Raw genomic sequence first — 22943 nt, forward strand, 5'->3', positions numbered from 1 at the left:
TGGGATGAGGCTGCCGTCCGGCAGCCCACCCACGACCGTGAGGGGCGGCAACGGTGACAGGCCACAGTCCCGGTTCGGAACAGCCCGGCCACATACCCGTCGGCGGCGAGGACCGCTGGCTGCTCGTTGCCGTGGCCGGCCTGCTGTCGTTCGTGGCGATGCTCGACATGAACATCGTCAACGTGGCCCTGGCGGACATCGCCGACGGTCTGCACGTCTCCGCCGCTACCGCCCAATGGGCGGTCCTGGGTTATCAACTGCCCGTGGTGGCCCTGCTGTTGCCTGTCGGCCGGTGGCTGGACGGGGTCGGGATGCGCTCCGCGCTGCCGGTCGCGACCGCGGGCTTCGGTTTGTGCAGCGCGCTGGCGGCTGTCGCACCCTGGGCGTCCTGGCTGATCGGCGCCCGCCTCGCGCAGGGCGCGTTCGGGGCCGTGCTCTTCGTGCTGATGCCGGTTCTCGCCCTGCGTTCGGTACGGCCGGAACTGCGCGGGCGGGCCATGAGTGTGCCCGCGACGCTGGGCCCGTTGGGCGCGGTGACCGGTCCGGCGGTGGGCGGACTGCTGCTGGACCACCTGGGTTGGCGGGCCGTCTTCCTGGTCAAGATCCCTTTCTGCCTGCTCGCCCTGGTCGTGGCGTGGCGGGCGATGCCGAGGGACGGCGGCCTGCGCCCGCCCGACCGACGGGCGGCGGCGGATGCGCTGCTGGTGGGTTCCGGGGTGGCCGCCCTGCTGCTGGCGCTGACCCTGGCGTCGGGAAGCCCTGGGTGGCTGGCGCTCGCGCTTGTCGCCGTACCGCCGTTGTGGTGGTGGCTGCGGGGACCGGGCGGCCGCCCGGTCGTCGGCGCACTACGGGCGGCGCGGCTTTTCCGAGCGCATACAGCGGTGCTGGCGCTGGCGGCCGGTTTCGCGGCGATGCACTACGTCGTCGCCCTGCACCTCCAGCGCGACGACGGCGTCAGCGCCACCATGACCGGTCTGACCGTGCTGGCTTTCCCGCTCGGCATGGGGCTGGCCGGCCCGGTCGGTGGTCGCCTCGCCGACCTCCCCCACGCTCGGCTTCGCTCGCGCGGGGGGACCCCCACCGGGGCTCGGCCAGTGGCGGTCATCGGCGCCGCCCTCACCTCCGCCGGTCTGCTCCTCCTCGTTCCGCTGGGGAGCGACTGGTCGCCGGTGGACGTGGCCTGGCGGCTGGCGCTGGCCGGCCTCGGCATGGGCCTGAACGGCGGCCCCACCCAGGCCCTCGTCATGGGCGCCGCCCCGGCGGACCGCACGGCGACCGTGGGCTCCTCCGTACAGCTGGCCCGCAGTCTCGGCTTCACCCTCGGCCCGGCCCTGGCCACTGCCGCCTGGGGCCTGGCCGGAGGCGACGACGGCGTGACCGCCGGGCTGACCCTGGCGGCAGCCGCCGCCTGTATCGCCGTACCCCTGCTCGCACTGCACGGACGCAGGCCGGCAGGTGTGCAAGAGATGTCCACCGACGCGGCTCCCGCCGCCCACCACCCCTGACCCCGGAGTCCTCCCCATGTGCGGAATCACCGGCTGGGCGTCCTTCCACCAGGACGCCCGCACCCAGGCCCCGGTCATCGAGGCCATGACCGCCGCCCTCACCCCCCGCGGCCCCGACGCCGGAGGCGTCTGGCTCGGCGAGCGGGCCGCGATCGGCCACCGCCGACTGGCCGTCATCGACCTCGAAGGCGGCGCGCAGCCGATGACCGACCGGCCCGAGAAGCCGGACCTCGTGCTCACCTACAGCGGCGAGGTCTACAACCACCACCACCTGCGGACCGAGCTGCGTGGCCGGGGCCATGCCTTCCGCACCCGCAGCGACACCGAGGTGGTGCTGCGCGCCTACGAGGAGTGGGGCGAAAGCATCGCCGACCACCTGGAGGGCATGTTCGCGTTCGCGCTCTGGGACGAGCGCGCTCAGCGGCTGGTGCTGGTCCGTGACCGGCTCGGGGTGAAGCCTCTGTTCTGGGCGGCCGTCGACGGTGGCCTGGCCTTCGCCTCCGAGCCCAAGGCCCTGTTCGCCCACCCCGAGATACGGCCCCGCGTGGACGCCGACGGGCTGCGGGAGGCGTACAGCCTGCTGTTCGACACCGGCCCGACCGTGTGGTCCGGAGTCAGGGAGGTCGAGCCGGGCGGCGTGCTCGTCCTGGACCGGGGCGGCGTCCGTGAACGCCGCTACTGGCAGTTGGAGGCCACCGACCACACCGACGACCAGGACGCGGCCATCGAGCAGATCCGCGCCCTGGTCGGTGCCGCGGCACGCAGCCAGCTCGAAGCGGACGTCCCGCTGTGCAGTCTGCTCTCCGGCGGTATCGACTCCACTGTCCTGACCGCCCTGCTCGCCGACGAACTCCGCCTGCGCGAAGGCCCGGACGCCCGGGTCCGCTCCTACGCCGTCGACTACAGCGACCAAGCGGAACAGTTCACCGGCGACGTCCTGCGCACCGGCCACGACACGCCCTACGCCACCGAGGCCGGCACGTTCATCGGCACCGACCACAGCACCGTCATCCTCGACCCACGCGCCCTGCTCGACCCCGAGCACCGCAAGGCCGTCGTCGTGGCCCGCGACTCACCCATCGGTGTCGGCGACATGGACACGTCGCTGTACCTGCTGTTCGGGAAGATCAGCGAGCACTCCACCGTCGCCCTCTCGGGCGAGGCGGCCGACGAGGTCTTCGGCGGCTACCCCTGGTTCCACAACCCGAAGGCGCTGGCCGCAGAAACCTTCCCCTGGCTGCTGGTGACCGGGGACGAGGCTGCCATGCCTCTCAACCCCGAACTGGATCTGCGCATCGCCGAGTTCCGCGACGACACCTACCGCACCGCGCTGGCCGCCGTACCGCACCTCGACGGTGAAACCCCCGCCGAACAGCGGCAGCGCGAGATGCAGCACCTGTCCCTGACCCGCTGGCTGCGCCAGCTCCTGCACCGCAAGGACCACCTGAGCATGGCCCAGGGGCTGGAGGTGCGGGTGCCGTACTGCGACCACAGGCTCGTCGATTACGCCTTCAACGCGCCTTGGGCACTGAAGAGCTTCGACGGCCGCGAGAAGAGCCTGCTGCGCGCCATCGGCACGGGACTTGCCCCGGAGTCGGTCCTGCATCGCCCCAAGAGCCACTACCCGGCCACCCACCACCCCGACTACAACCGCGGCCTGCAGCAGATGGCCCGAGACGCGCTCGCCACCGAACAGGTCCGGACTCTCGCCGACGAGACCCGCATCAAGCCCTGCCTCGACACTCCGCCCGACCGGCTGCAGTGGGGCCACCGCCTGCGCCTCGAACGCGTCGTCGACCTCTTCCTCTGGCTGGACCACTACCGGCCCGAAGTCGCCCTCTGAGGAGACTCCCCATGACCCTCCAGGAACAGCAGCCAGTCGTAGATCCGGGCACCTTGCCCGCCCCGGTGCCGCTGATGGGCTGCCCGTACAAGAGCAACCCCTACCCCCTCTACGAGCAGATGCGCCAGGCCGGTCCCGTCCACCGGATCCTCTTCCCCAGCGGCGTCCGAGCCTGGCTCGTCACCGGCTACGACGCCGCCCACGCCGCGCTGAACGACGAGCGCCTCGGCAAGAACCACGACCGCGGCAACGACCGCTGGCGCGCCCGCGCCTCGATCATGCCCGAGCCGCAGCACTCCCAGCTCCAGGTGCACCTCCTCCACCAGGATCCGCCCAAGCACACCCGGATGCGCCGCTTCGTGACGGACGCCTTCACCCCGCGCCGCATCGAGCAGTTCCGCCCCCGCTTCCAGGAACTGGCCGATGCCCTTGTCGACGCACTGCCGGAGCACGGCCCGGCAGACCTCGTCACCGGGTTCGCCGCCCACTTCCCCTTCCAGGTCCTCGCCGAAGTCATCGGCCTCCCGCAGGAACTCGCGGCCCGCTTCGACCGCGACTGGGGCAAGGTCGTCCAGCCCGTCGGCCCCACCGACCCCGGACGCCCGCTCTACGAGGCCCGCCTGCACGGCCTGCAGAGCTACATCGCCGAGGTCGTCACCCACAAGCGAGAACACGGGGACGACGACCTGCTGAGCCGCCTCGTCGTGGCCCGCGACCGCCGCGAACTGTCGCAGGAAGAGCTGGACTCGATGATCTTCCAGCTCCTCGTCGCGGGCCAGGAACCGGTCACCAACCAGATCACCACCGCCCTGATCGCCCTGTTCCGCAACCCGGACCAGCTCGCCCGCCTACGCGACGACCCGGACCTGCTGCCCCGCGCCGTCGAGGAACTCCTCCGCTACGACAGCGCCTTCGAGCTCACCACCTGGCGCTTCTTCGACAAGGACAGCGACCTGCACGGCACCGAGGTCCCGGCCGGCGACTCCGTGATCGTCTCCCTCTGCGCGGCCAACCGGGACTCGCGCCGCTTCCCCGACCCGAACACGCTCGACTTCGACCGCTCGCCCAACCCCCACCTCGCCTTCGGTCACGGTATCCACTTCTGCCCCGGAGCCGCCCTCGCCCGCGCCGAACTCCAGATCGCCCTGGGCACCCTGCTCACTCGACTGCCCGGCCTCCATCTGGCCATCGGAGACGAGGACATCGAGTGGATCCCGGCCGTCCTCGGCCGAGGCACCAACCACCTCCCCGTCGGCTACGACCACCGCCTCTGACACCGAAGCAGCGCTGACCGGGTCAGGCCACATCAGCCGACCCGGCTCCGGCTGACCCACGCCGACCGACCCCAGGCGCCTGGCTTCTCGGCCCGCCACGGCGCCATGTCGACGTGCCCGCGCACGCCCTCGTACTCCAGGAGGAACGACATGCCCCTGACGACCGCGACGGACACCCTCGCCACCCGCATCGGCATCGCGATCCTGAACCTCCTCCTGCCTCATCACCGCACCAGCGACCGGACCCCCGCGACAGCCGAGGCGTTCCCGCATCAACTGCGGCGCATCTCCGCCTTCGTACGCGACGGCTCGCCTGTCGTCTTCACCCTGCCCGGCTTCCCCTGCAAATCCCCCAACCCGGCCAAGGTCCTCGGGCACCTCCCCGACCAGGGCGAACGCCTCTCTCTGACCTTCCTGAACACCCTGTGCACCGAGGTCGAGCGGATCTACCCGCCCGGCGCCCGCGTGATCATCTGCTCGGACGGCCACGTCTTCGGCGACCTCATCGGTGTCTCCGACGACCACATCGACGCCTACGCCGACGACCTACGCATACAGATAGGCCGGATGGGCCTGCACAGACTGTCCGTCTTCGATCTCCGCGACGTGCTCGGCGACCTCCCGCACGACACGAAACGCACCCACATCCACGAGCGCTACGCCCCCACCCTGGAGGCTCTACGCGCCGAGACCCGCGCCGACGACCAGACCCTCGCCCTCTACCGAGGCATCACCCGCTTCCTCGTCGAGGACACCGCCGACTGGACCGGCACCCGCTCCGCCCTCCAACGCGCGTGCCGCCAACGCGCCTACGGCGTTGTCCAACGCAGCCGCGCCTGGGGCGCCCTGATCGCTGAACAACACCCCCGTGCCGTACGCCTCTCCATCCACCCGCAACCCATCAGCGCCCCGAAATTCGGCCTCCGCCTTCTCGACGCGCCGGATGCCTGGACCACTCCCTGGCACTCCGCCGCCCTGCGCCGCGCCGACGGCAGCTGGACCCTCATCCCCAGGGCAAGGGCTGCCCAGCAGGGACGACTGGTACACCAGGACGGCAGGGCCAGTCACTTCGACCAGAACGGGACGGCGTGTCTGTCTCGGGTTCGGTGAGGGTGCACCGGCAAGACAGATTTCTGCCTCTAGTATGTAGTTGCACATTGGTCGCAATTATCTCGGAGGACGTTGGACATGCCGGTGTACACGCTCCCGGAGCTTCCGTACGACTACTCGGCGCTCGCCCCGGTGATCAGCCCCGAGATCATCGAGCTTCACCACGACAAACACCACGCGGCATACGTGAAGGGCGCCAACGACGCGCTGGAGCAGCTCGCCGAGGCCCGCGACAAGGAGTCATGGGGCTCCGTCAACGGTCTGGAGAAGAACCTGGCCTTCCACCTGTCGGGCCACATCCTGCACTCGATCTACTGGCACAACATGACCGGCGACGGCGGCGGTGAGCCGCTGGAGAAGGACGGCGTGGGCGAGCTGGCGCACGCCATCGCCGAGTCCTTCGGCTCGTTCGCCAACTTCAAGGCCCAGCTGTCCAAGGCGTCCGCCACCACCCAGGGCTCCGGCTGGGGTGTCCTGGCGTACGAGCCGCTCAGCGGCCGGCTGATCGTGGAGCAGGTCTACGACCACCAGGGCAACGTCGGTCAGGGCTCCACCCCGATCCTGGTCTTCGACGCCTGGGAGCACGCCTTCTACCTGCAGTACCGCAACCAGAAGGTGGACTTCATCGAGGCCATGTGGCAGGTCGTCAACTGGCAGGACGTCGCCAAGCGCTACGCCGCAGCCAAGGAGCGCGGCGACAGTCTCCTGCTCGCGCCGTGACCCGGTGGTGCACCTGAAGCGTCCTGCCTCGTGATCGTCTTCTCACCCTTCACAGGCAGGCGGCACAACGGAAGGCTCCTGCGAGGACGTGCTCGCGGGAGCCTTCCTGCTGCCGGCGCAGCCCTCGTGTGCAGCCGTACGAGGTCGGCGGGTGCCAGGCGCAGGCGTCGCGGCCATGTCCACTTCACCGTGCCGCAGGGCGGACCTCTGCGCGGCGCGGAGCGCCTCCCGTGCGAGCTCCAGACGGGTCAGCTCGCGTACGCAGGCGAGCAGAGGCGAGCAGGCAGGTGGAGTCGGTGCGCTGCCGGCCCCGGGTGCCGGCTGCCGCCCGCACGGCCGACAAGGCGTGGTTGCCGGCAGGTTCGCCTTGCGGTCTTTGTGGCCTGCTTGGGGTCTTCGCCGCGGCGTGATCAGCAGCCCGTGCGGTGGAGGACCCGGTAGGAGATCAGCCGAGTAGTCGACCAGGATCAGCGGCACAAGAAACCCCCTGAGAGAAGGAAGAGACAGACGGTCGTGACCGGCGGCTGACAGAGCTCAGGCGGGCAATGTGACGCCCAGGCCGTCCTGTCGGGCGATCGCGGCGATGCGCGCGGCCAGCGCCACGTCGAGAATGCCCATGCCGAACGGGTTGCTCAGGATGATCTGGTCCTCGTCGGTGCGGCCCGGCCGGCGCCCGGCGAGAACGTCGGCCGGCGTGCCGTCGACTCGGCGGGCGGTGTCCTGCGGTGTGCCGAACCCTTCGCCGTCCGGGCTGAGCAAGGTGCCCGCACGGTACATCCGCCCGAGCAGGCGCCGGTCGTCGTTCCGTACCAGCGGCCAGTCGTCGACGACGACCAGGCCGGCGTGCCGGACGACATCCGGCTCAACGCCGTCCAGCGACACGTGCGCGATCAGGGCACCGGGGGAAAGCCAGTCGAACGGCAGGTACGAGTCGGTCGTCGTGGTGGCGGTGACCACCACGTCCGCCTCGGCGACGGCCTGCTTCGCGGAGTCGGCGGGGCGGCAGCGGATCCCGGCCCCGTCGAGCGTGCCGAGCATGGCCCGGAGGCGTGCGGGCACCTCGTCGTAGAGCACGAACCAGGCCTCCGGCAGACCGGGGGCGATGAGCCGGGCGTGGCTCTCGCCGAGCGTTCCGCAGCCGATGATCGTCACCTTCTGCGGCTCCTTGCGGCCCAGCGCCTGGATGGAGAGCATGGTGTAGGCGCTGGTGCGCAGCGCGCTGAGATACCCCGCCTCCATGAGCGCGGTCGGACGTGCGGTCTCCTGGTCGAACAGCATGGTGAGGCCCTGCGCCCGGGGCAGCCCGCGGTCCGGGTTGGACAGACTGCTGTTGATGACCTTCAGCCCGATCGCGGCACGGTCCCCCCAGACGGCCCCGGGCAGCGCGAGGCTTCGGGCGAACGCACCCGGCTCCGTGGTCCAGGGCAGATATGCCTCTTCGGGCAGGGTGGTGGCCTCGGTCGCGTGCAACATCAGCGCGGCGCGGACCTCCTCGACGGGGTCCAGGGTGCCCGCCGCCCGGATCACCTCCGCCCTGGTGAGATACCGCAGAGGTGTGCAACCGTCCGGCGCGGGCGGTTGCACAGATGCCCGTGCTCCACAGCTGCTTGACCCTGCGGGAGACGCGTCCTCAGGTTCACGCCGGATGGCCTGATTCCCTTGGAGGACCGTCATGTTCGACGACGAGAATGCGCCCTACCTGGTGGTGGTCAACGATGAGGAGCAGTACTCGATCTGGCCCGACGGGCGGGAGGTTCCGAACGGCTGGTACACGGTCGGGGAGGCTCGTTCGCGCGAGGAGTGCCTCAGCTACATCGAAGAGGTGTGGACGGACATGCGGACCAGGAGCGTGCGTCTGCTGATCGAGGCGGCAGAAGCGGAAGGCGCCTCCGCCTGACGGCAGTCGGCTGACGTCCCGTCAGTCGAGGCCGGATCATGGTCTCGACCCGTCAGGCGGTTCACGGGATCATGCTCGGATGAGTGTGCTGCCCATCGAAGTGGCCTGCGACGAGTCCGGATCCGAGGGCGAGAAGCTGGTCGGCGGAAACACCGACGTGTTCTGTCACGCCAGCGTCCGGCTGACCGCCGCGGAGGCCGCGGACTGCGTGCGTGAACTGCGCGCCCTCATCCGCTCTCCGGCGGTGGAGTACAAGTCGGGCCACCTGCTGCGCGAGAAGAACCGCCACGCGCTGGAGTGGTTCCTCGGCCCGGCCGGACCCGTCGGCGGCCGGGCCAACGCCTACCTGGTCGACAAGAGATGGCTGCTGCTGCTCGCTTTGGCCCGCCGGCTCCTGGATACGCCTCCGTTCGCCGACGATGCGGACGTGGCCGGCCTCGGAGCGCAGGGCGTTGCGTCCGCGCTGTACCGGGCGAGCCGGGCAACCGTGCGGCCAGGGCTGTGGACGCGGTTCCTCACCGTGCTCAACGACCTCATGCGGTTCGGAGCGGCCGGTGACGCCGTCTCGACCTCCGACCTCGTCGAACTGGCCGAGGAGCTACGGCGGATCGAGCCGCTTGCCGCGGTCGACGGTCTGCTCGGGGTGTTCGACCGGCATCGAGCGGGCCTCGACGCCTTCCTGCGGACCCGCCGCCGACCGGACCCCCTGCTGCCGCTGGCCCTTGATCCGCTGTCGCCGGCGATCCTGCGCGCCATCGAGCACTGGAGCGCCGACGGTGCGCCGGTCTCCATCGTCCACGACCGCCATGTGACCCTGACCGAGGCCCGGATGGCGCGGATCGCGGAGTTTCACACCGTGTCCGGCCTGGGCGGACGGCTCAGCGCGATACGGCTCGTCACCTCCGGTGCCGACCCGCGCGTGCAGGTGGCCGACTACCTGGCCGGGGTGGCCCGCAAACTCGCCTCGGACGAGCTCCTCGGTACGGCGGACCCCGCCCTGACCGGACTGGTACGACAGCATGTCGACCCGCGCTCGATCTGGGGCGACGCCGAGAGCCGCGCCCGAGTCTGCCGCCCCGTGTGACAACCCCCGCACCCCGGTGCACGCGTTGACCACCCGAAGCGGCGATCCATACAGTCGACGCACTTCCCCGCCCATGACCTTCGCAGGACTGGAGATCGCCTGTGCGCTGGGACGACCTGTACGTCAACTCGTGTGCCATGGCGCTGGGAGCCAGGGAACCGGTGGAATCCGCGGTGGCGGACGGTCGCTACGATCCGGCCTTCCACGAGGCGCACGACTACGTGTCGATCTCCGTGGCCAGGAACCGCGACGCTGCGGCCCTCGCAGTGGACGCGGCCCGGACGGCGATCGCACGGTCCGGTGCGGCCCCGGACGGCATCGGCGCGTTCATCCACACCTACACGACCGCGCAGGGCCCTGACGGCCTGCAGCCCGCCCTGTACGTCCAGGGGAGGCTGGCCGACGGCAGGGCGCGGGCGACCGCGCCGAGCTGAAACAAGGCGTCGACGGCCACGCAAGCCAAGACCTTAAAGTCCCGGTAGTAGACCGTGACGGCGGTCGACCATCTCGGCGCGGCGGCCGCCCGGAAGTCGGCCCGCCGCGTCAGGGCGCCGTGCCTCGGCTCGGTCTGGAGCACGGTGGATGTGAACCCCTGGGCTTCCATAGCCACGGCCGCCTGCTCGTGGCTCATACCGAAACGCAGGGTCCCACGCTCACGAACGGGGTGCAGTCCCACCGTGCCCGGTCGGCCTCGTCGACAACCGGCCACACCGGGCACCAGCCCCCTTCGTTCCAAGCCCCCTTGTTGTTCCGAAAGACCAGCACCCTGCAGCTCGCAATGCCGTGTGCTGCACAACCCCAGCTTCACTCGAAGCGAACCGCACCCAACTTGGTTGCATAGTGAACGGAGGGGGTGGATCCGTCCGCCAGCTGAGGTTTGGACGCCTCCTTCCCGTCAAGGGCGCCTACGGCGTCATGTATCCGCTCTGACCGCCGGTACGGCGTGGCATTGCCGCTCTACCGCTCGGCGGTGTCGTACTCACCGTCAATCTCGTAGATCCGCTCTTGAAGCCGTTCACCGACCCAGTCCAGTCCGACGCCCAGGTCGAACCAGTACCGATCTTTGCGGACTTCGGGCTGTGAGAGGTTCACCGCCGCCCAGGAGAACACCCCCAGGAGGATGGAACGCCCGTGCTGCGTTGTGCGCACGGACAACGCAAACGGCGCGGCGAGTGCCGCGCGGGTGACCAACATGACCTGTTCGACTTCAGAATGTCGACGCCCACCCGTGAGAAACCGGGGCGTTTCAAGGATCTTGACCCACTCGACCACGGCGTCCGCCACCTGGGCGCGCAAGGACTCTTCGATGCCCTGCCGGACGGCGGTCGCGGGATCATCGCCGAGCCAGCCAAGCCAGTGATCAGGATCAGTGAGCTTGCCGAAGTCGTCCTGCGGCACCCCGTGACGGGGATTCTCCTGGCACTCACCTGTCAGTTTCCCACTGCTGTCCACCAACCACGCGCCGCGGATCGCCTCGGCAGGTACGTAGCCGTTCGGGTCGTCAATATGCGTCGGGTCGATCTCGGCGACGCTGCCACCCGGATTCTCAGCAGCCGCAGCCAGCAGCGCCGGCTCGTTCGGTATGCTCCTGCGTCGGCTTCGCCAGCCAAAACGCCCCACGTTCCCACCCCCACCGTTGCCTGCCCAGTTGACCGCGATTGTGCCGCACCGGTCAGGACCGCATGAGGGGGGTGTGCGTGACGTCGACAGGTGGGTGGGGAATCTCAGCGAGCAGGTCTGCCCCACCCCCGAGCAAAGGGTGCGGTTTTTTCAAAGAACGTCATCATCATCCCCAGCACTCGCACGTGATCGACGGCTGCAAGGCCTGCGAGGCCCGCGCGAAGGGCCGGAGTGTCACGGTGGGCGGCGAGGCCATCGCCCCTCGCACCGGCCGCCCCGACCTGGTCTACATCACCAGCGACCGCGACTACGCGCGGTTCTACGCCTCCCGCTACTGGTACGGCGATCTCTACACTGTCGATCCGGTCGGAAGGCTGGAACCCTCCACCGAGGACCCGTTCCCCGCTCGGTGCGTTCCCTTAGCCCGCGTCGTCGCCGTGTTCCTCACCCCGGCCAGAGCCACTCCCTGCTGTGCCGCTGGTTCCACGCCGACATGGCGCGCGCCCGATGAGGCGGGCCTGAAGAAAGACGCCGTTGGGTGCAGTTCCTCTCGAAGGAAGTTCCCGATCAGACGGTGAGCCGGCCGTGGTGCTGGTCAGGCCACGGATAGAGGCGTTGGTGCTTACTTTCGAGGCGAAGCGCCCGGTACGAATCGGCGTCGCATTGTCGACGAGCGCGCGGAGTTCGAAGATGGCTTCCACACCATCCAGGCCCCATCTCCTCGATCGCGTGGAGTTGTCGTATCCATACCGAGGTTCGATGGTGCGGGGTCTGTGCCGAGTCACGCCGATCGCCCCTCTGACTGTCAGCCCCTCTGCCATGATGGCCAAGGCTATGGGCGGGATTGACGGGAGGCCTGAGTGGACGAGCGGTTAGTGGTCGAGGTCGTCGGCGATCGGTCTGCCGACGAGCTTCGTTCGCTGCGTGACTGGCTGGTCGCCGAGGAGGAACTGCGCGGCCGGGTGCGGCTGGAGTTGCCCCCGCCGGAGCCGGGTGCACTGGGCTCCGTCGTGGCAGCACTGACCGTCGTGCTCGGCCCCGGGGGCGTGGCGACGGCTGCCGCGAGCGTACTGATTTCCTGGCTGCGTCGGCGTACTGGCAACGTCTCAGTCAAGTTGGTGCAGCCAGACGGGACATCGACCGAATTCAGCGCCACCAATGTCAGAGGCCTGGACGCGATGGAGGTACAGCGGATCACCGCTGAACTGTCCCGTTCCCTCGACCCCGTCCGCGATCGGGAAAATCGGTGACGCAGGCTGACCTGCCCGGTGCGTCCTTGACGACAGGGCTTGGCGCGCCCGGGACTCGTGCGCTGCTCATCGGCACAGGACGTCACCTGCCTGGTTCTCAACTACCGGATGTTCCCGCGGTGTCAGGGACCATCGAGGAACTTGCTCGAACCCTGGTCGACAACTGTGGGCTGCGGCCAGAGAGCCTTCTCCCGCCGCTGCTCGATCCGAGAGATCCGATCGAGTTCGGTAACGCCGTCGTCGCGGCCGCCAAACAGGCCGAGGACGTCTTGCTGCTCTACTACGTTGGCCACGGATTGGTGAGCCCGGGCAACGAGCTGTACTTGGCTACGGCAGCGACGGACGACCTGGCCGAGGGGCTGGCGTTCAAGGCGCTGCCGTATCAGGCAGTGCGCGATGCCTTCAGCAACTGCCGGGCGCGCTCCATCATCGTGGTGCTGGACTGTTGCTTCGCCGGGCGTGCACACGGCTCCTTCGGTACTGCCGCTACTGATGCGTTCGCGCTGGCCTCGCTCAGCGGCAGCTACGTGCTGGCTTCTGCCTCGCGGGACGAGCAGGCGCTGGCGATGCCGGAAGAGCCGTACACGGCGTTCACCGGTGAGCTGCTGCGCTTCCTGCGCGAGGGTGATCCGGGCGGCCCACCAGGACTCACCCTTGAGGGCGCCTACCGGCATCTGCGCCGTGTCCTGCCGCTTCGGCACCTTCCCGCACCAGAGCGACACCTCAGTGGCCGGGCCGGTGACCTGGTGCTGGCTGCCAACCCAGTTGCCGCACCTCTGCACACGCCGCCAGCAGCCCATGCACCGCCGGAGCCACTCGCCGAACAGGTCTGTCCGTATCCGGGCCTCGATCCGTTCACCGCCGACGACGTCAGGTTCTTCTTCGGCCGAGCCGAGGTCACCGCCGAGTTGCTCGCGAGGCTGACCGATTGGTCGCAGGACGATGGTCCGGTCGCGCTGGTGGGGCTTTCTGGCGCCGGGAAGTCCTCGCTGCTGCGCGCGGGTCTGCTGCCCGCCGTCAAGCGCGGCGAACTCCCTCTGCCTGGGGCCGGCACCTGGCCACAGTTCATCCTTACCCCCGGCGAACATCCGCTCGACAGCTTGGCGGGCCAACTGGCCGACCCGACCGGATACTCGAAAGCCGAGTTGACCGCCGAACTGCGTGCAGACCCGACCTGCTCGGCTGACCTGATTCGTCGCGCGTTGCACCGGCAGAACGGCGGTCAGGAGGTGCCGGGCGGCCGGCTACTGCTCGTGGTGGACCAGTTCGAGGAAGTGTTCACCGTCTGCCAGGACGAGGGCGAGCGGAGGAGCTTCATCATTGCGATCTGCTCAGCCGCAGCCGGCGGCGGAACTGCCGTCAGCGCACCGGCCCTGGTCGTGCTCGGAATCCGAGCGGATTTCTACGCCTCCTGTCTTGCGTACCCGGAGTTGGTCAGTGTGCTCAAGCACCGCCAGTTCCCCATCCAGCCCATGACGCCGGAACAGCTTCGCCAGGCGATCGAGAAACCCGCTGAAGTGGCCGGGCTGGAGCTGGAAGCCGGTCTGACCGACACACTGCTGCGCGACCTGCGTGCCGACCGCGAGTTCGCCGGCGGCACCCTCCCGCTGCTGGCCTACGCGCTCTGGCTGACCTGGGGCCGCCGCGAGGGCCGCACCCTGACCCTCGCTGGGTACGGCGCAACTGGCGGGATCTGGGAAGCGATCACCCAGCAGGCCGATCTCACCTACGACAGCCTGACCCCGGATGCCCGGCGAGCCGCCGAGCTGATGCTGCTCCGCATGGTCCGGATCAGTGAGAGCACCGAGGACACACGTAGACGGCTCAATCTCACCGACCTGCTGGCCCAACGCCCGCCGGACGAGGCCACCGCCATCGCTGCCGCCCGGGACGCGCTCGCCGGCGCGCGCCTGATCACCCTTGACGGCGACAGCGCCCAGATCGCCCACGAGGCGCTGCTCCGCGCCTGGGACCGACTGCGCGGCTGGATCGACACCAGCCGTGCCGACCTGCTGGTCCAGCAGAGGCTCCTGGACGCAGCCGAGTCCTGGGCGAGAGCCGGACGTGACCCGAGTGGTCTCTATCGCGGAAGCCAACTGGAACTGGTGCGCGATCAGTTCGCTGGCACCGGTGGTCGTGACAGCCGACTCGGCGAGCTGGCAGTCGAGTTCTTCACCGCCAGCGAACTAGCCGACCGGCGACGCCGCCGCTTGCGGACGGGAACTGCCGTCACGCTGATCCTTTTACTGGTGGCTTCACTGATAGCGACCGGCTTCGCCGTGAAGGGCCGCAGAGACGCACAGCGACAACAACGTTCCGCGGTCGCAGAGGCATTGGTACGCGACGCGGACTCCGCCCGAGGCAACGATCCGCAGCTGGCTCTACAGCTCGGAATCGCAGCCGACCGACTGGATCACAGTCCCGCGACAACCGCGAACCTCCTCAGCAGCCTGTTCACGCCCTATGCCAGCACCTTGTCGAAACAACACACCGCCGCGGTTGTCGGGGCAGCGTTCGCGCCCAGCGGACGGACACTGGCCACCGCAAGCCAGGACGGCACCGTCATCTTGTGGGACACCAGCGCCCCCCAACACGCCCAAATGCTCGGGCAGCCACTGCCGGGCCCCAGCTACGGGGTGTTCACAGTGGCATTCAGCCCCGATGGGCGTATCCTTGCGGCCGGTGGTACCGACCGAGCTGGGAACACCGTACAGATGTGGGACGTCAGTTCCCCCGGAAAACCGCGCCGGCTCGGCGAGCCGTTGACTGGCCCGGCCGACGTCCACACGATGCGCTTCGCACCGGACGGACGCACTCTGGCGGCAGGTGCCGCGGACGGCAAAGTCTGGCTATGGGACATCAGCGACCCCGGACACGCTCACTCCCTCGGACAGCTCCTGACAGCCCCGTACGCAGACGTCTCGTCCATGGCGTTCAGGCCCGATGGGCACGTGCTCGTAACCGGCAACACCAACGGCACCACGGTCCTGTGGGACGTAGCCGATCGCGCTCACCCCCGGCGATTGAAGAGCCCGATCAGCCACTCAGGAGGGGTGACCGCCCTCAGCTTCACCCCCGACGGTCGCACGCTCGTCACCGGCGGCGGGGACGGAAATGCCGACCTCTGGAACGCCAGTGATCCGAGCCACCCCAGATGGGTGAGCCAATTCTCTCCCGGGGGTGCCCCGGTGAAGGCACTGAAAGTGTTCCCCCACCAGATCGACGTTGCACTGGCCGACCACTACACGACCGTGTGGGACACGTCGGATCCAACCGCTCCCCGCATGACCGGCAGTACGATCACCGGTGCATCCAACTGGACCAGCGCAGTGGCGTTCTCCCCGAAGGCCGACCTGCTCGCCACCGGCAGCGCAGATAATTCGGTGATCTTGTGGGAGGGCAAGGCCGACAATGGGAGCATTCCTCTCACCGCCCGCCTTACAGGCAACGCCGGGGGCGTGCAAGCCATGGCGCTCCGCTCAGACGGCCGTGCGGTGGCCACCGGCGGAGTGGACGGCAAGGTGGCACTGTGGGACGTGACCGATCCGAAGCATCCCGTAGAGACCTCGCCCAAGACCGCGGGGCATGCAAACAGGGTGCTCGGGATGGCGTTCAGTCCCGACGGACGCATCCTGGCCAGTGGCAGCCTGGACCGCACCGTGATCCTCTGGGACACCAGCGACCTGCACCAGCTCCGGAAGATCACACAGTTCACCGCCAACAACGGCGGCGTCGACGGGCTGGCCTTCAGCCCCGTGGGGCATACCCTCGCCACCGGCGGAGGGGATCCCGCGATCACGCTCTGGGACACATCAGACCCGTCCCGTCCCCAGCAGATCGGCCAGCCGCTCATGGGCCACCGCGCAGGTGTGGACGCGGTCGCATTCAGTTCCGACGGGCGAACCCTGGCCACCGGGAGCTGGGATGGTACGGCTCGACTATGGAACATCGACAACTTGGCCCAGCCGCACCAACTGGGCGACCCACTCGCCGGCCACACCAACTGGGTCTCCTCCGTGGCCTTCAGTCCCGACGGTCACACACTGGCAACCGGCAGCCTGGACTCCAGCATCATCCTCTGGGACATCACCAACCCGGCCAAGGCACAGCACCTCGGCCCGCCACTCGTCAAACACAACAGCTGGGTCCTCGGACTGGCCTTCGGCCCTGACGGCCACACCCTGGTCTCCGGCAGCGCCGACCAGACAGCGATCCTCTGGGACGTCACAGACCCAGTCCACCCCTACGACCTCGGCGCGGTCGCCAGCCACCACACCGACGCGGTCACGTCCGTGGCAATCAGCGCCGACAACAAAACACTGCTGACCGCCTCCGCAGACGGCACCGTCAACCTGAACAGCCTCACGGAACTCAACGATGCGCGCACGCACGCCCTCAGCCTCGCCTGCACCCGGGCCGCTCAGGGGTTGAGCGCCGAGCAATGGGCCCGCTACGTTCCCAGCCTGAAGTACCAGCGCACCTGCTGACGGTTCCCAGTCCCTCGTCGCGCCACTGGGGTTGCCGCCGACATGACCGCCCCGCAGGCATTGGCTCCCTCTGCCGGACTTGCCCCATCGCATGCCGAAACGATCAGTAAGGGCGCGCGAGCCCGTCGAGCCAGTGCCCAACCAGGCCCCGTACGGTCTCGGCGCACTCCACCTGAGGGTTGTGCCCGGCGGCATCAAGAACCGTTGCCGCCATCCGGGGGTAGTGGTCGAGCAGGGCCAGCTGGTCGCGCCAGCCCACCAGGGCGTCCTGCCGGGTGGTGACCAGCAGATGGCGCCCGTGGTGCGCGGGGGCCTGGTGCTCCGGCCAGTGCGGCAGCAGGAAGTCGGTCTCCAGCTCGGCGGCGGCCGCCTCGTCGTGGGCCCGCCGGCCGGGCAGCACGTATCGCTCGAAGAGCTCCCACCTGGGCTTGTCCAGGCGGGCCATGACGTGGCCGAAGAGCTCGCGGTCGGCGGCCGGGAGGCGGTCGAGCAGTTCCTCGTCGCGTTCCAGTACCGTTTCCCCGGGCAAGGTCCGGTCGCCGCCCCAGCGCACCACCGGCACCAGCAGCGCCGAGCCGAGCACCTGCTTCCCGTAGCGTGCCGTCACCGCCCGGGCCAGTTGGCCGCCGAAGGACTGCCCGACCACCGCGAACGGCCGGTCGCCAAGCTCGGCGTCGATCCATTCGAAGACGGCTTCGGCCAGGGCGGTCGCCGAGGTCGGGCCCGGCAGCCGGGGGCTGGCGCCGTGGCCGGGGAGGTCGAGGTAGAGGCGCCGCCAGCCGGGGCGGTCGGTGAAGGCGGGTTCGAGCGGGAGCAGGACGTGGTGGTCGACGGTGTAGCCGTGGATCAGAACGAGCGGAGTGCCGTCGCCGAATGCGGTGTGCCGGATGGCGGAGTTGGTCATGGCCACAGCCTCCGACCTTGACACTCGTGTCAGGGTCAAGCGGGCAGTTTCGAGCCGTCCCCGGCCGGGAGGTCAGGCGAGCGCTCTGACCACCGAGAGGTACTCGATGATGGCGTCCCGGTTGCGGGTCAGGCACTCGATCCGGCGGGTCATCCGCTCCGTCTCGGTCTCCAGGGTGTCGAGCATCTCCGGGGTGGCGTCGGCGAAGTGGATCGTCCGCGGGGTGTCCAGACAGGGCAGGATCTGCTTGATGATCCGGGTCGGCAGCCCCGCGTCCAGCAGCCCCCGGATCTGCAGCACCCGGTCCACCAGGTAGTCGTCGTAGTCCCGGTAGCCGTTCGCCTCGCGGCGGGGGGTGATCAGGCCCTGCTTCTCGTAGTAGCGCAGCAGGCGCGGAGTGCTCTCCGTCAGCCGAGCCAGTTCGCCGATTCGCATGTGACCGCCCTCACGTCCTGGCCGGGCCGCCCCGGGCTGGACCTTGACATCCGTGTCAACGATAGACGATCGGCCCATGTCGACGAACGAACTCCGTTCCCCCACCTGTCCGATGGCGCCGCCCCCGAGCTCGCCCCGACTGCCCTGGCCGGCGCTGCTGGCCCTGAACACCGCCGGGTTCGTCACCTTGATGACGGAGGCCCTGCCGGCAGGTGTCCTGCCTGCAATGAGCACGGACCTCGGCGTCACATCCCGCTGACCGCCGCCACGGCCGGCTGGCCGCGCAAGCGGCTGCTGCTCCTGGCTGTGAGCGGCTTCGCGGCGGCCAACGCGGTGACCGCCGTCTCCGGCAACTACCCGCTCACCATGGCCGCGCGCTTCGCGGCGGGCCTGGTCGCCGGGCTGCTCTGGGCTCTCCTGGCCGGGTACGCCCGCAGCATCGTGGTGCCGGAGCAGCGTGGACGGGCGATGGCGGTGGCGATGAGCGGCTCGACCGTCGCCCTCTCGGTGGGGGTGCCGGCCGGCACCCTGCTCGCCGGTGCTGCCGGGTGGCGGGTCGCCTTCGGGCTGATGAGCATGATCGCGCTGGCCCTGGTCGGCTGGATCGCCGTCAGCGTCCCGGCCGTTCCCGGCCGCGACGAGCACGACCGGCCGCCACTGCGGAGGGTGCTGCGGAGTCCCGGCGTGGCAGCCGTCCTGGGCGTCACCGCGGCCTTCGTCCTCGCCCACAACCTGCTTTACACCTACGTCGCCGCGCTGCTCGAACCCCTGGACCTCGAAGGGCGGACCGACACCGTGCTGCTGATCCTCGGCCTGTCCTCGCTGGTCAGCATCCTCGCCACCGGGGCGCTGATCGACCGGCACCTGCGCACCCTGACCCTCGCCGCCTGCGGGCTCCTCGCATTTGCCAGCACCGTCCTCGCCACCGCCCTGCTCACCTCGGTGCCCTGGCCCGTCTACGGCGCCGCCACGGTCTGGGGCTTCGGCTTCGGCGGCGCCGCCACCCTGCTGCAGACCGCCGTCGCCGACGCCGCGGGCACCGCCGCCGATCTTGCCCAGTCCCTCCTGGTCACCTGCTGGAACCTCGGCATCGCCGCCGCCGCATTTGCCGGCGGCCTCCTCCTCGACCACACCAGCCCGGACTCGCTGCCCTGGTCGGCCCTGGCGCTGCTGGCCCTCGCCCTGACCGTCACGGCCACTGCCCGCCACCACGGCTTCCCGACCCGCCGATGACCTCGTTCGCATGACGACCGCAAGGGCGGGCAGGTTGCCGACGCCACGAGTGCAACGGCATCATCTGCCGCCGGCGATACCGGACGGCATTCTGAAACGATCAGTAAGCCTTGATTGGTGCGGCCGACCTGGCGGCCTGCTCGATCTTCGCGCAGTAGGCTGCACGGGCTTCCTCGTCGATCTGCTTCTCGTGTTCGGGGCGCACCCCGGTCCGGCCGTCGAGGCCCTCCCGCAGGATATCGGCGTGCCCGGCATGCCGGTTGGACTCGCCGAGGACATGGACCATGACGGCGAACAGGTTCGTGTTGGGATAAGGCTCCGGCCACCACGGCACGTGGCCGGGGGCGTCGAGGGGAAGCTCGTTGATCGTCGCGTCCGAGTGTTCCCACGTGCGCCGGTAGAACCCGATGATCTGATCGCGGGTCTCGTCCTCGGTCGCCCACAGATCGCTGCCGTTGTAGTCCTGCCATCGGGGCAGCGGTTCCGGGGAAGGGCGGTCGAAGACCTCGCCGAAGTACCTGGCCTCGATGGTGGCCACGTGTTTGACCAGGCCGAGGAGGTTGGTCCCGGTCGCTGTCAAAGGCCGGCGAGCGTCGTATTCGGACAAGCCGTCGAGTTTCCAGAGCAGCGACTTGCGGTCCCGCCGCAGTCTCCCGTGCAGGTTGTCTTTCGCGAATTCATCGATCATGCGGCATGAGCCTGCCATGGGCTGCTCGTGGTCTCAAGATCCCGTACGTCGTCCGCAACGACTGGCAGAGCCGAGGCCTGGCCATGGCCGCCGCCCTGACCTGCTACGAGAAGCTGGCGAAACCTGCCACGTGAGACAACCTCTGAGTCTTAGGGGTATGGAGTGATGCAGCGACCCAACTCGATGTTGTCCCGCCAGACGCATGTGACGATTGGCGCCGATTCGACGGTTTCAGAGATGACTCTGTCGTCGTTGTTGATCATATCGACCACGAATCTGGGAGCGTGGTCCGGCCCGATGGTTTGCTTGTTTTGGGCGTGGATGCAGTCGAATCGGTCACCCATTCCGGCGATGGCCGTATCGAACGAAACTGTGCCGTAATTAGCCAGGCACGAATACATCCCCTGTCGGATAGGGCGTTCGACGATCCACTCGGCGCAAGTGCCCCCCCAGTACCGGATGATGTGGCGCTCCATCTGACTTAACGTCAAATGACGTCGTAGGTCCGCCGGATTTGGAGATATACATTCTTGCGCCGAGCTGGGATGTGACACAGATCAGGGCGGTGATCTGGTCGCCCGGTGAGACAGGAAAGTTATCGATCTTGTACTCGGGGTCCGTGAACCATTGCCACCAGAGATAGTGATCCTGTCTATGCTGTTGCTCGTGCGCACTGCACTGCATTCGGTGCCGGTCTGCAAGACATCGGAGGAACCGCTTGGGGGAGTGCCCCAACCGTCGATGCCTACCCAGTGGGATGAATAGTAGTCGCCGAGGGGGGCGGGTGGTTGCGCATCGGGGACCGTCCATCGACCGTGCACGTAGTTCATCACGCCTGATGTGCGGAACACCACAGTTCCGGACCAGCCGTGCGATGTGAGGGCAGTGATTTGAAGCGGCCCGTGCTGTATGTCGGGCACCTCAGTGAAAGACGGTTCAATGTAGTGGATCGGATCTCGGAACGCCAATTCCCAGAGATGCTGAAGCGATTCCTCGGTCGGTCGGGGAGGCAATCCGTACCGGATCAACAGTTCGTCGTCCGCCTTGATCGGATCGAATTCCTGAGGTGGTGGCGGGAAGGTTCGCACCCTCAAGCCGCTGGAAAGATGATGGATCGGCATATCGCGCTCCTAGCCTCGATCTTGCATGAGTCCCCGTCAGCTTGCTGACGGGGACGTTGTGTCTGTGGGGTGGGTGTCTCTTCGGGNCCTAGCCTCGATCTTGCATGAGTCCCCGTCAGCTTGCTGACGGGGACGTTGTGTCTGTGGGGTGGGTGTCTCTTCGGGGGTGGGGCAGGCTGAGGGCCCGGCTCTCGCGTCGGGTGGGCGCCGGGTTCCACGTCGCCGGTGCGGTGGTGCGGGCTTGTCGGGACGGTCGGAGTCGCTGGTCAGCCGGGGTTCGGGAGGGTGTGGAGCCTGTCGATCGCGTGAGTGATGACGTCGGTCCAGGGCCATCGGGCGGTGAAGCGGAGCCAGTGGCGGCGTCCGGTGTTCACGAGCTGGGCGGCGGCGGAGAACAGGCGCAGGCGGAGCTTTTTGGGTTCCCAGCGGCGGGTGTCGCCGGTCAGGGCGAGCATCGGCATCCAGGCGAGGAGGTCGAGTGCGAGGGAGACGATCTCCAGCCAGATCTGGTTCTGGGCGGTGTCGTGCAGGGGCAGGTTGCGCAGGCCGGTGTCGCGGGCGTTTCGGATGCGGTCCTCGCAGCGGGCCCGTCTGCGGTGGCGCAGTTCGAGGTCGGCGAGCTGGCCGCCCTTGGTGTTGGTCGCGAAGCAGGTCAGCCGCAGCCCGTCGAGGTCGGTGAAGCGCAACTGGGCGCCGGGGTGCGGGCGTTCCTTCCTGGCGATCAGCCGCATGCCCTTGGGCCAGGTGCTCAGGTCGGGGATGTCGGTGATCTCCGCGACCCAGGCGCCGGGCCGCTCGGTGCCACCGGCGTCGTAGGCCGGCGTCCACGCCTTCTTCGGGATCTTCAGCACGGCCTGGTGGAGGGCGTCGGTGATGGTCATTCCGACGGAATACGACAGCCACCGGCCCCGGCGGGAGAGCCAGTCGAGGAAGGCGTGGGTGCCGCCGCCGGAGTCGGTCCGGATCAGTGTCTGCCGTCCCCGCCGCAGGTGTTCGGGCAGTTGGGTCAGGGCGAGTCGGGCGGTTTCGATGTGGTCGGCGGCGGTGTTGCTGCCTGCGTTGCCGGGACGCAGCAGGGCGGCCACCGGTTCCCCGGACCCTGCCTGGCCGTGGTCGACGAACGCGACGAGGGGATGGTGCCCATAGGTTTTCTTCCAGGTCGCGGTGGCGTCCTGCTTCTCGGAGTGAGCGAGCACCAGTACGCCGTCGATGTCCACGATCACCTGGCCGTCGGCGGCCGGACTGCTCGCACCCGCCAAGTCCCAGACACGCCCGCGTACTTCGGAGCGTGCGCCCCGGATCGCCGCGAGGGCCTTGGGGCCGGACGCGGCGAGAGTGTCGAGGAGACGGGAGACGGTCGGATCGGAGGCCACCAGGCCGAACACGCCCGGCTCGGCCCGCAGCATGCCCACGTCCGCGAGGCAGTCTCCGCCAAGTGCGACGGCCAGGGCCACATCCAGCAGGATCTTGCCCGGGTCGTGCACCGCCCGCGGCTTGCGCCACCGCGACAGAGCCGCCGATATCGCGGTCTCCAGGCCGGACTTGCGGACCGTCTCGACCAGCAGCACCGACCCGGCCTGCGAGACCACCCCGCGGCCGCCGCCCTCGACACGGACACGCGGATACAACCCGCTACGCTTCTTCACCTGGAGAGTGCTTCTTTCCTTGCAGCTGACAGGACCATCGACAAGTCCCATCGTTGCAGGTCAGCGGTACTCTCCGCTTATTTGATCAAGACCCGGACAACCCCACTCGCGAAAGCGCGAGGCTAG

General features: G+C 68.9%; 22 protein-coding genes and 1 pseudogene. 14 read left to right on the forward strand and 9 right to left on the reverse strand.

What is annotated here, in order from left to right; translation table 11 throughout:
• The first annotated feature begins 53 nt into the window (after window positions 1-53).
• The 5 genes from LE548_RS23985 (at window position 54) to LE548_RS24005 (ending at window position 6452) form a co-directional block, all read left to right on the forward strand.
• Window positions 54-1505, forward strand: coding sequence for an MFS transporter (locus tag LE548_RS23985; RefSeq protein ID WP_225099002.1), 1452 nt, complete (start codon window positions 54-56; stop codon window positions 1503-1505).
• Between the two features lie 16 nt (window positions 1506-1521).
• Window positions 1522-3348 (forward strand): asparagine synthase (glutamine-hydrolyzing), encoded by a 1827-nt coding sequence (gene asnB / locus LE548_RS23990; protein ID WP_225099003.1) that lies wholly within the window; start codon window positions 1522-1524, stop codon window positions 3346-3348.
• An 11-nt stretch (window positions 3349-3359) separates the two neighbouring features.
• Window positions 3360-4622, forward strand: a complete 1263-nt coding sequence (locus tag LE548_RS23995; protein ID WP_225099004.1) for a cytochrome P450 — start codon at window positions 3360-3362, stop codon at window positions 4620-4622.
• Window positions 4623-4772: 150 nt separating this feature from the next.
• On the forward strand, window positions 4773-5732 hold the full coding sequence (locus tag LE548_RS24000; RefSeq protein ID WP_225099005.1) for an L-tyrosine/L-tryptophan isonitrile synthase family protein: 960 nt from the start codon (window positions 4773-4775) through the stop codon (window positions 5730-5732).
• 78 nt (window positions 5733-5810) lie between these two features.
• The gene (locus tag LE548_RS24005) at window positions 5811-6452 is read left to right on the forward strand and encodes a superoxide dismutase (protein ID WP_225099006.1); all 642 of its coding nucleotides are present in this window, start codon (window positions 5811-5813) and stop codon (window positions 6450-6452) included.
• A gap of 534 nt (window positions 6453-6986) precedes the next feature.
• Here the strand turns inward: LE548_RS24005 and LE548_RS24010 are convergent.
• Entirely contained in the window at window positions 6987-7979 is a 993-nt protein-coding gene (locus tag LE548_RS24010) for an ornithine cyclodeaminase (RefSeq protein ID WP_225099007.1), read from the reverse strand.
• A 145-nt stretch (window positions 7980-8124) separates the two neighbouring features.
• On the opposite strand from LE548_RS24010, the gene LE548_RS24015 reads away from it, so the two are divergent.
• The 3 genes from LE548_RS24015 to LE548_RS24025 all read left to right on the forward strand — a co-directional run bounded on the left by LE548_RS24015 (window position 8125) and on the right by LE548_RS24025 (window position 9867).
• Window positions 8125-8349 (forward strand): MbtH family protein, encoded by a 225-nt coding sequence (locus tag LE548_RS24015; RefSeq protein ID WP_225099008.1) that lies wholly within the window; start codon window positions 8125-8127, stop codon window positions 8347-8349.
• 79 nt (window positions 8350-8428) lie between these two features.
• The gene (locus LE548_RS24020) at window positions 8429-9433 is read left to right on the forward strand and encodes a hypothetical protein (RefSeq protein ID WP_225099009.1); all 1005 of its coding nucleotides are present in this window, start codon (window positions 8429-8431) and stop codon (window positions 9431-9433) included.
• Window positions 9434-9534: 101 nt separating this feature from the next.
• Window positions 9535-9867, forward strand: a complete 333-nt coding sequence (locus LE548_RS24025) for a hypothetical protein (RefSeq protein ID WP_225099010.1) — start codon at window positions 9535-9537, stop codon at window positions 9865-9867.
• Window positions 9868-10390: 523 nt separating this feature from the next.
• On the opposite strand, the gene LE548_RS24030 is transcribed toward LE548_RS24025, so the two are convergent.
• Window positions 10391-11053 carry a hypothetical protein gene (locus LE548_RS24030; RefSeq protein ID WP_225099011.1) on the reverse strand — a complete coding sequence of 221 codons (663 nt, stop codon included), beginning with the start codon at window positions 11051-11053 and terminating at the stop codon, window positions 10391-10393.
• Between the two features lie 185 nt (window positions 11054-11238).
• On the opposite strand from LE548_RS24030, the gene LE548_RS24035 reads away from it, so the two are divergent.
• From LE548_RS24035 to LE548_RS24045, 3 genes are all read left to right on the forward strand, one after another.
• Window positions 11239-11631, forward strand: coding sequence for a hypothetical protein (locus tag LE548_RS24035; RefSeq protein ID WP_225099012.1), 393 nt, complete (start codon window positions 11239-11241; stop codon window positions 11629-11631).
• A 282-nt stretch (window positions 11632-11913) separates the two neighbouring features.
• A complete protein-coding gene (locus LE548_RS24040; RefSeq protein ID WP_225099013.1) occupies window positions 11914-12303 on the forward strand; it encodes a hypothetical protein in 390 nt (129 codons plus the stop codon).
• Between the two features lie 119 nt (window positions 12304-12422).
• Window positions 12423-16790, forward strand: coding sequence for a caspase family protein (locus tag LE548_RS24045; RefSeq protein ID WP_225099014.1), 4368 nt, complete (start codon window positions 12423-12425; stop codon window positions 16788-16790).
• Window positions 16791-16893: 103 nt separating this feature from the next.
• Here LE548_RS24045 and LE548_RS24050 read toward each other — a convergent pair whose 3' ends face one another.
• Window positions 16894-17694 carry an alpha/beta fold hydrolase gene (locus LE548_RS24050; RefSeq protein ID WP_225099015.1) on the reverse strand — a complete coding sequence of 267 codons (801 nt, stop codon included), beginning with the start codon at window positions 17692-17694 and terminating at the stop codon, window positions 16894-16896.
• Between the two features lie 72 nt (window positions 17695-17766).
• Window positions 17767-18129, reverse strand: a complete 363-nt coding sequence (locus tag LE548_RS24055; RefSeq protein WP_225099016.1) for a MerR family transcriptional regulator — start codon at window positions 18127-18129, stop codon at window positions 17767-17769.
• Between the two features lie 76 nt (window positions 18130-18205).
• Between LE548_RS24055 and LE548_RS46095 the strand changes: the two genes are divergently transcribed.
• On the forward strand, window positions 18206-18388 hold the full coding sequence (locus LE548_RS46095) for a hypothetical protein (RefSeq protein ID WP_308030495.1): 183 nt from the start codon (window positions 18206-18208) through the stop codon (window positions 18386-18388).
• A 47-nt stretch (window positions 18389-18435) separates the two neighbouring features.
• Window positions 18436-19362, forward strand: coding sequence for an MFS transporter (locus LE548_RS24060; RefSeq protein WP_308030497.1), 927 nt, complete (start codon window positions 18436-18438; stop codon window positions 19360-19362).
• 100 nt (window positions 19363-19462) lie between these two features.
• On the opposite strand, the gene LE548_RS24065 is transcribed toward LE548_RS24060, so the two are convergent.
• A complete protein-coding gene (locus LE548_RS24065; protein WP_225099017.1) occupies window positions 19463-20050 on the reverse strand; it encodes a DinB family protein in 588 nt (195 codons plus the stop codon).
• A gap of 5 nt (window positions 20051-20055) precedes the next feature.
• On the opposite strand from LE548_RS24065, the gene LE548_RS45535 reads away from it, so the two are divergent.
• On the forward strand, window positions 20056-20184 hold the full coding sequence (locus LE548_RS45535; RefSeq protein ID WP_263636460.1) for a hypothetical protein: 129 nt from the start codon (window positions 20056-20058) through the stop codon (window positions 20182-20184).
• Window positions 20185-20199: 15 nt separating this feature from the next.
• Here the strand turns inward: LE548_RS45535 and LE548_RS45540 are convergent, their stop codons facing one another.
• The 4 genes and pseudogenes from LE548_RS45540 to LE548_RS24075 all read right to left on the reverse strand — a co-directional run bounded on the left by LE548_RS45540 (window position 20200) and on the right by LE548_RS24075 (window position 22817).
• A complete protein-coding gene (locus LE548_RS45540) occupies window positions 20200-20526 on the reverse strand; it encodes a G1 family glutamic endopeptidase (RefSeq protein ID WP_263636461.1) in 327 nt (108 codons plus the stop codon).
• Window positions 20432-20734: a G1 family glutamic endopeptidase gene (locus LE548_RS46580; protein ID WP_374116164.1), complete on the reverse strand. Its 303-nt coding sequence runs from the start codon at window positions 20732-20734 to the stop codon at window positions 20432-20434. Before LE548_RS46580 ends, LE548_RS45540 begins: the two co-directional genes overlap by 95 nt.
• Window positions 20719-21171, reverse strand: a pseudogene (locus LE548_RS46585) (G1 family glutamic endopeptidase); the annotation flags it as partial. The gene LE548_RS46580 and the pseudogene LE548_RS46585, both read right to left, overlap by 16 nt.
• A 266-nt stretch (window positions 21172-21437) precedes the next feature.
• The gene (locus LE548_RS24075; RefSeq protein ID WP_225099018.1) at window positions 21438-22817 is read right to left on the reverse strand and encodes an IS1380 family transposase; all 1380 of its coding nucleotides are present in this window, start codon (window positions 22815-22817) and stop codon (window positions 21438-21440) included.
• Between the last annotated feature and the right edge of the window lie 126 nt (window positions 22818-22943).

Origin of the sequence: Streptomyces sp. CoH27 (assembly GCF_020181035.1) — a bacterium.
Lineage (GTDB): Bacteria > Actinomycetota > Actinomycetes > Streptomycetales > Streptomycetaceae > Streptomyces > Streptomyces camelliae.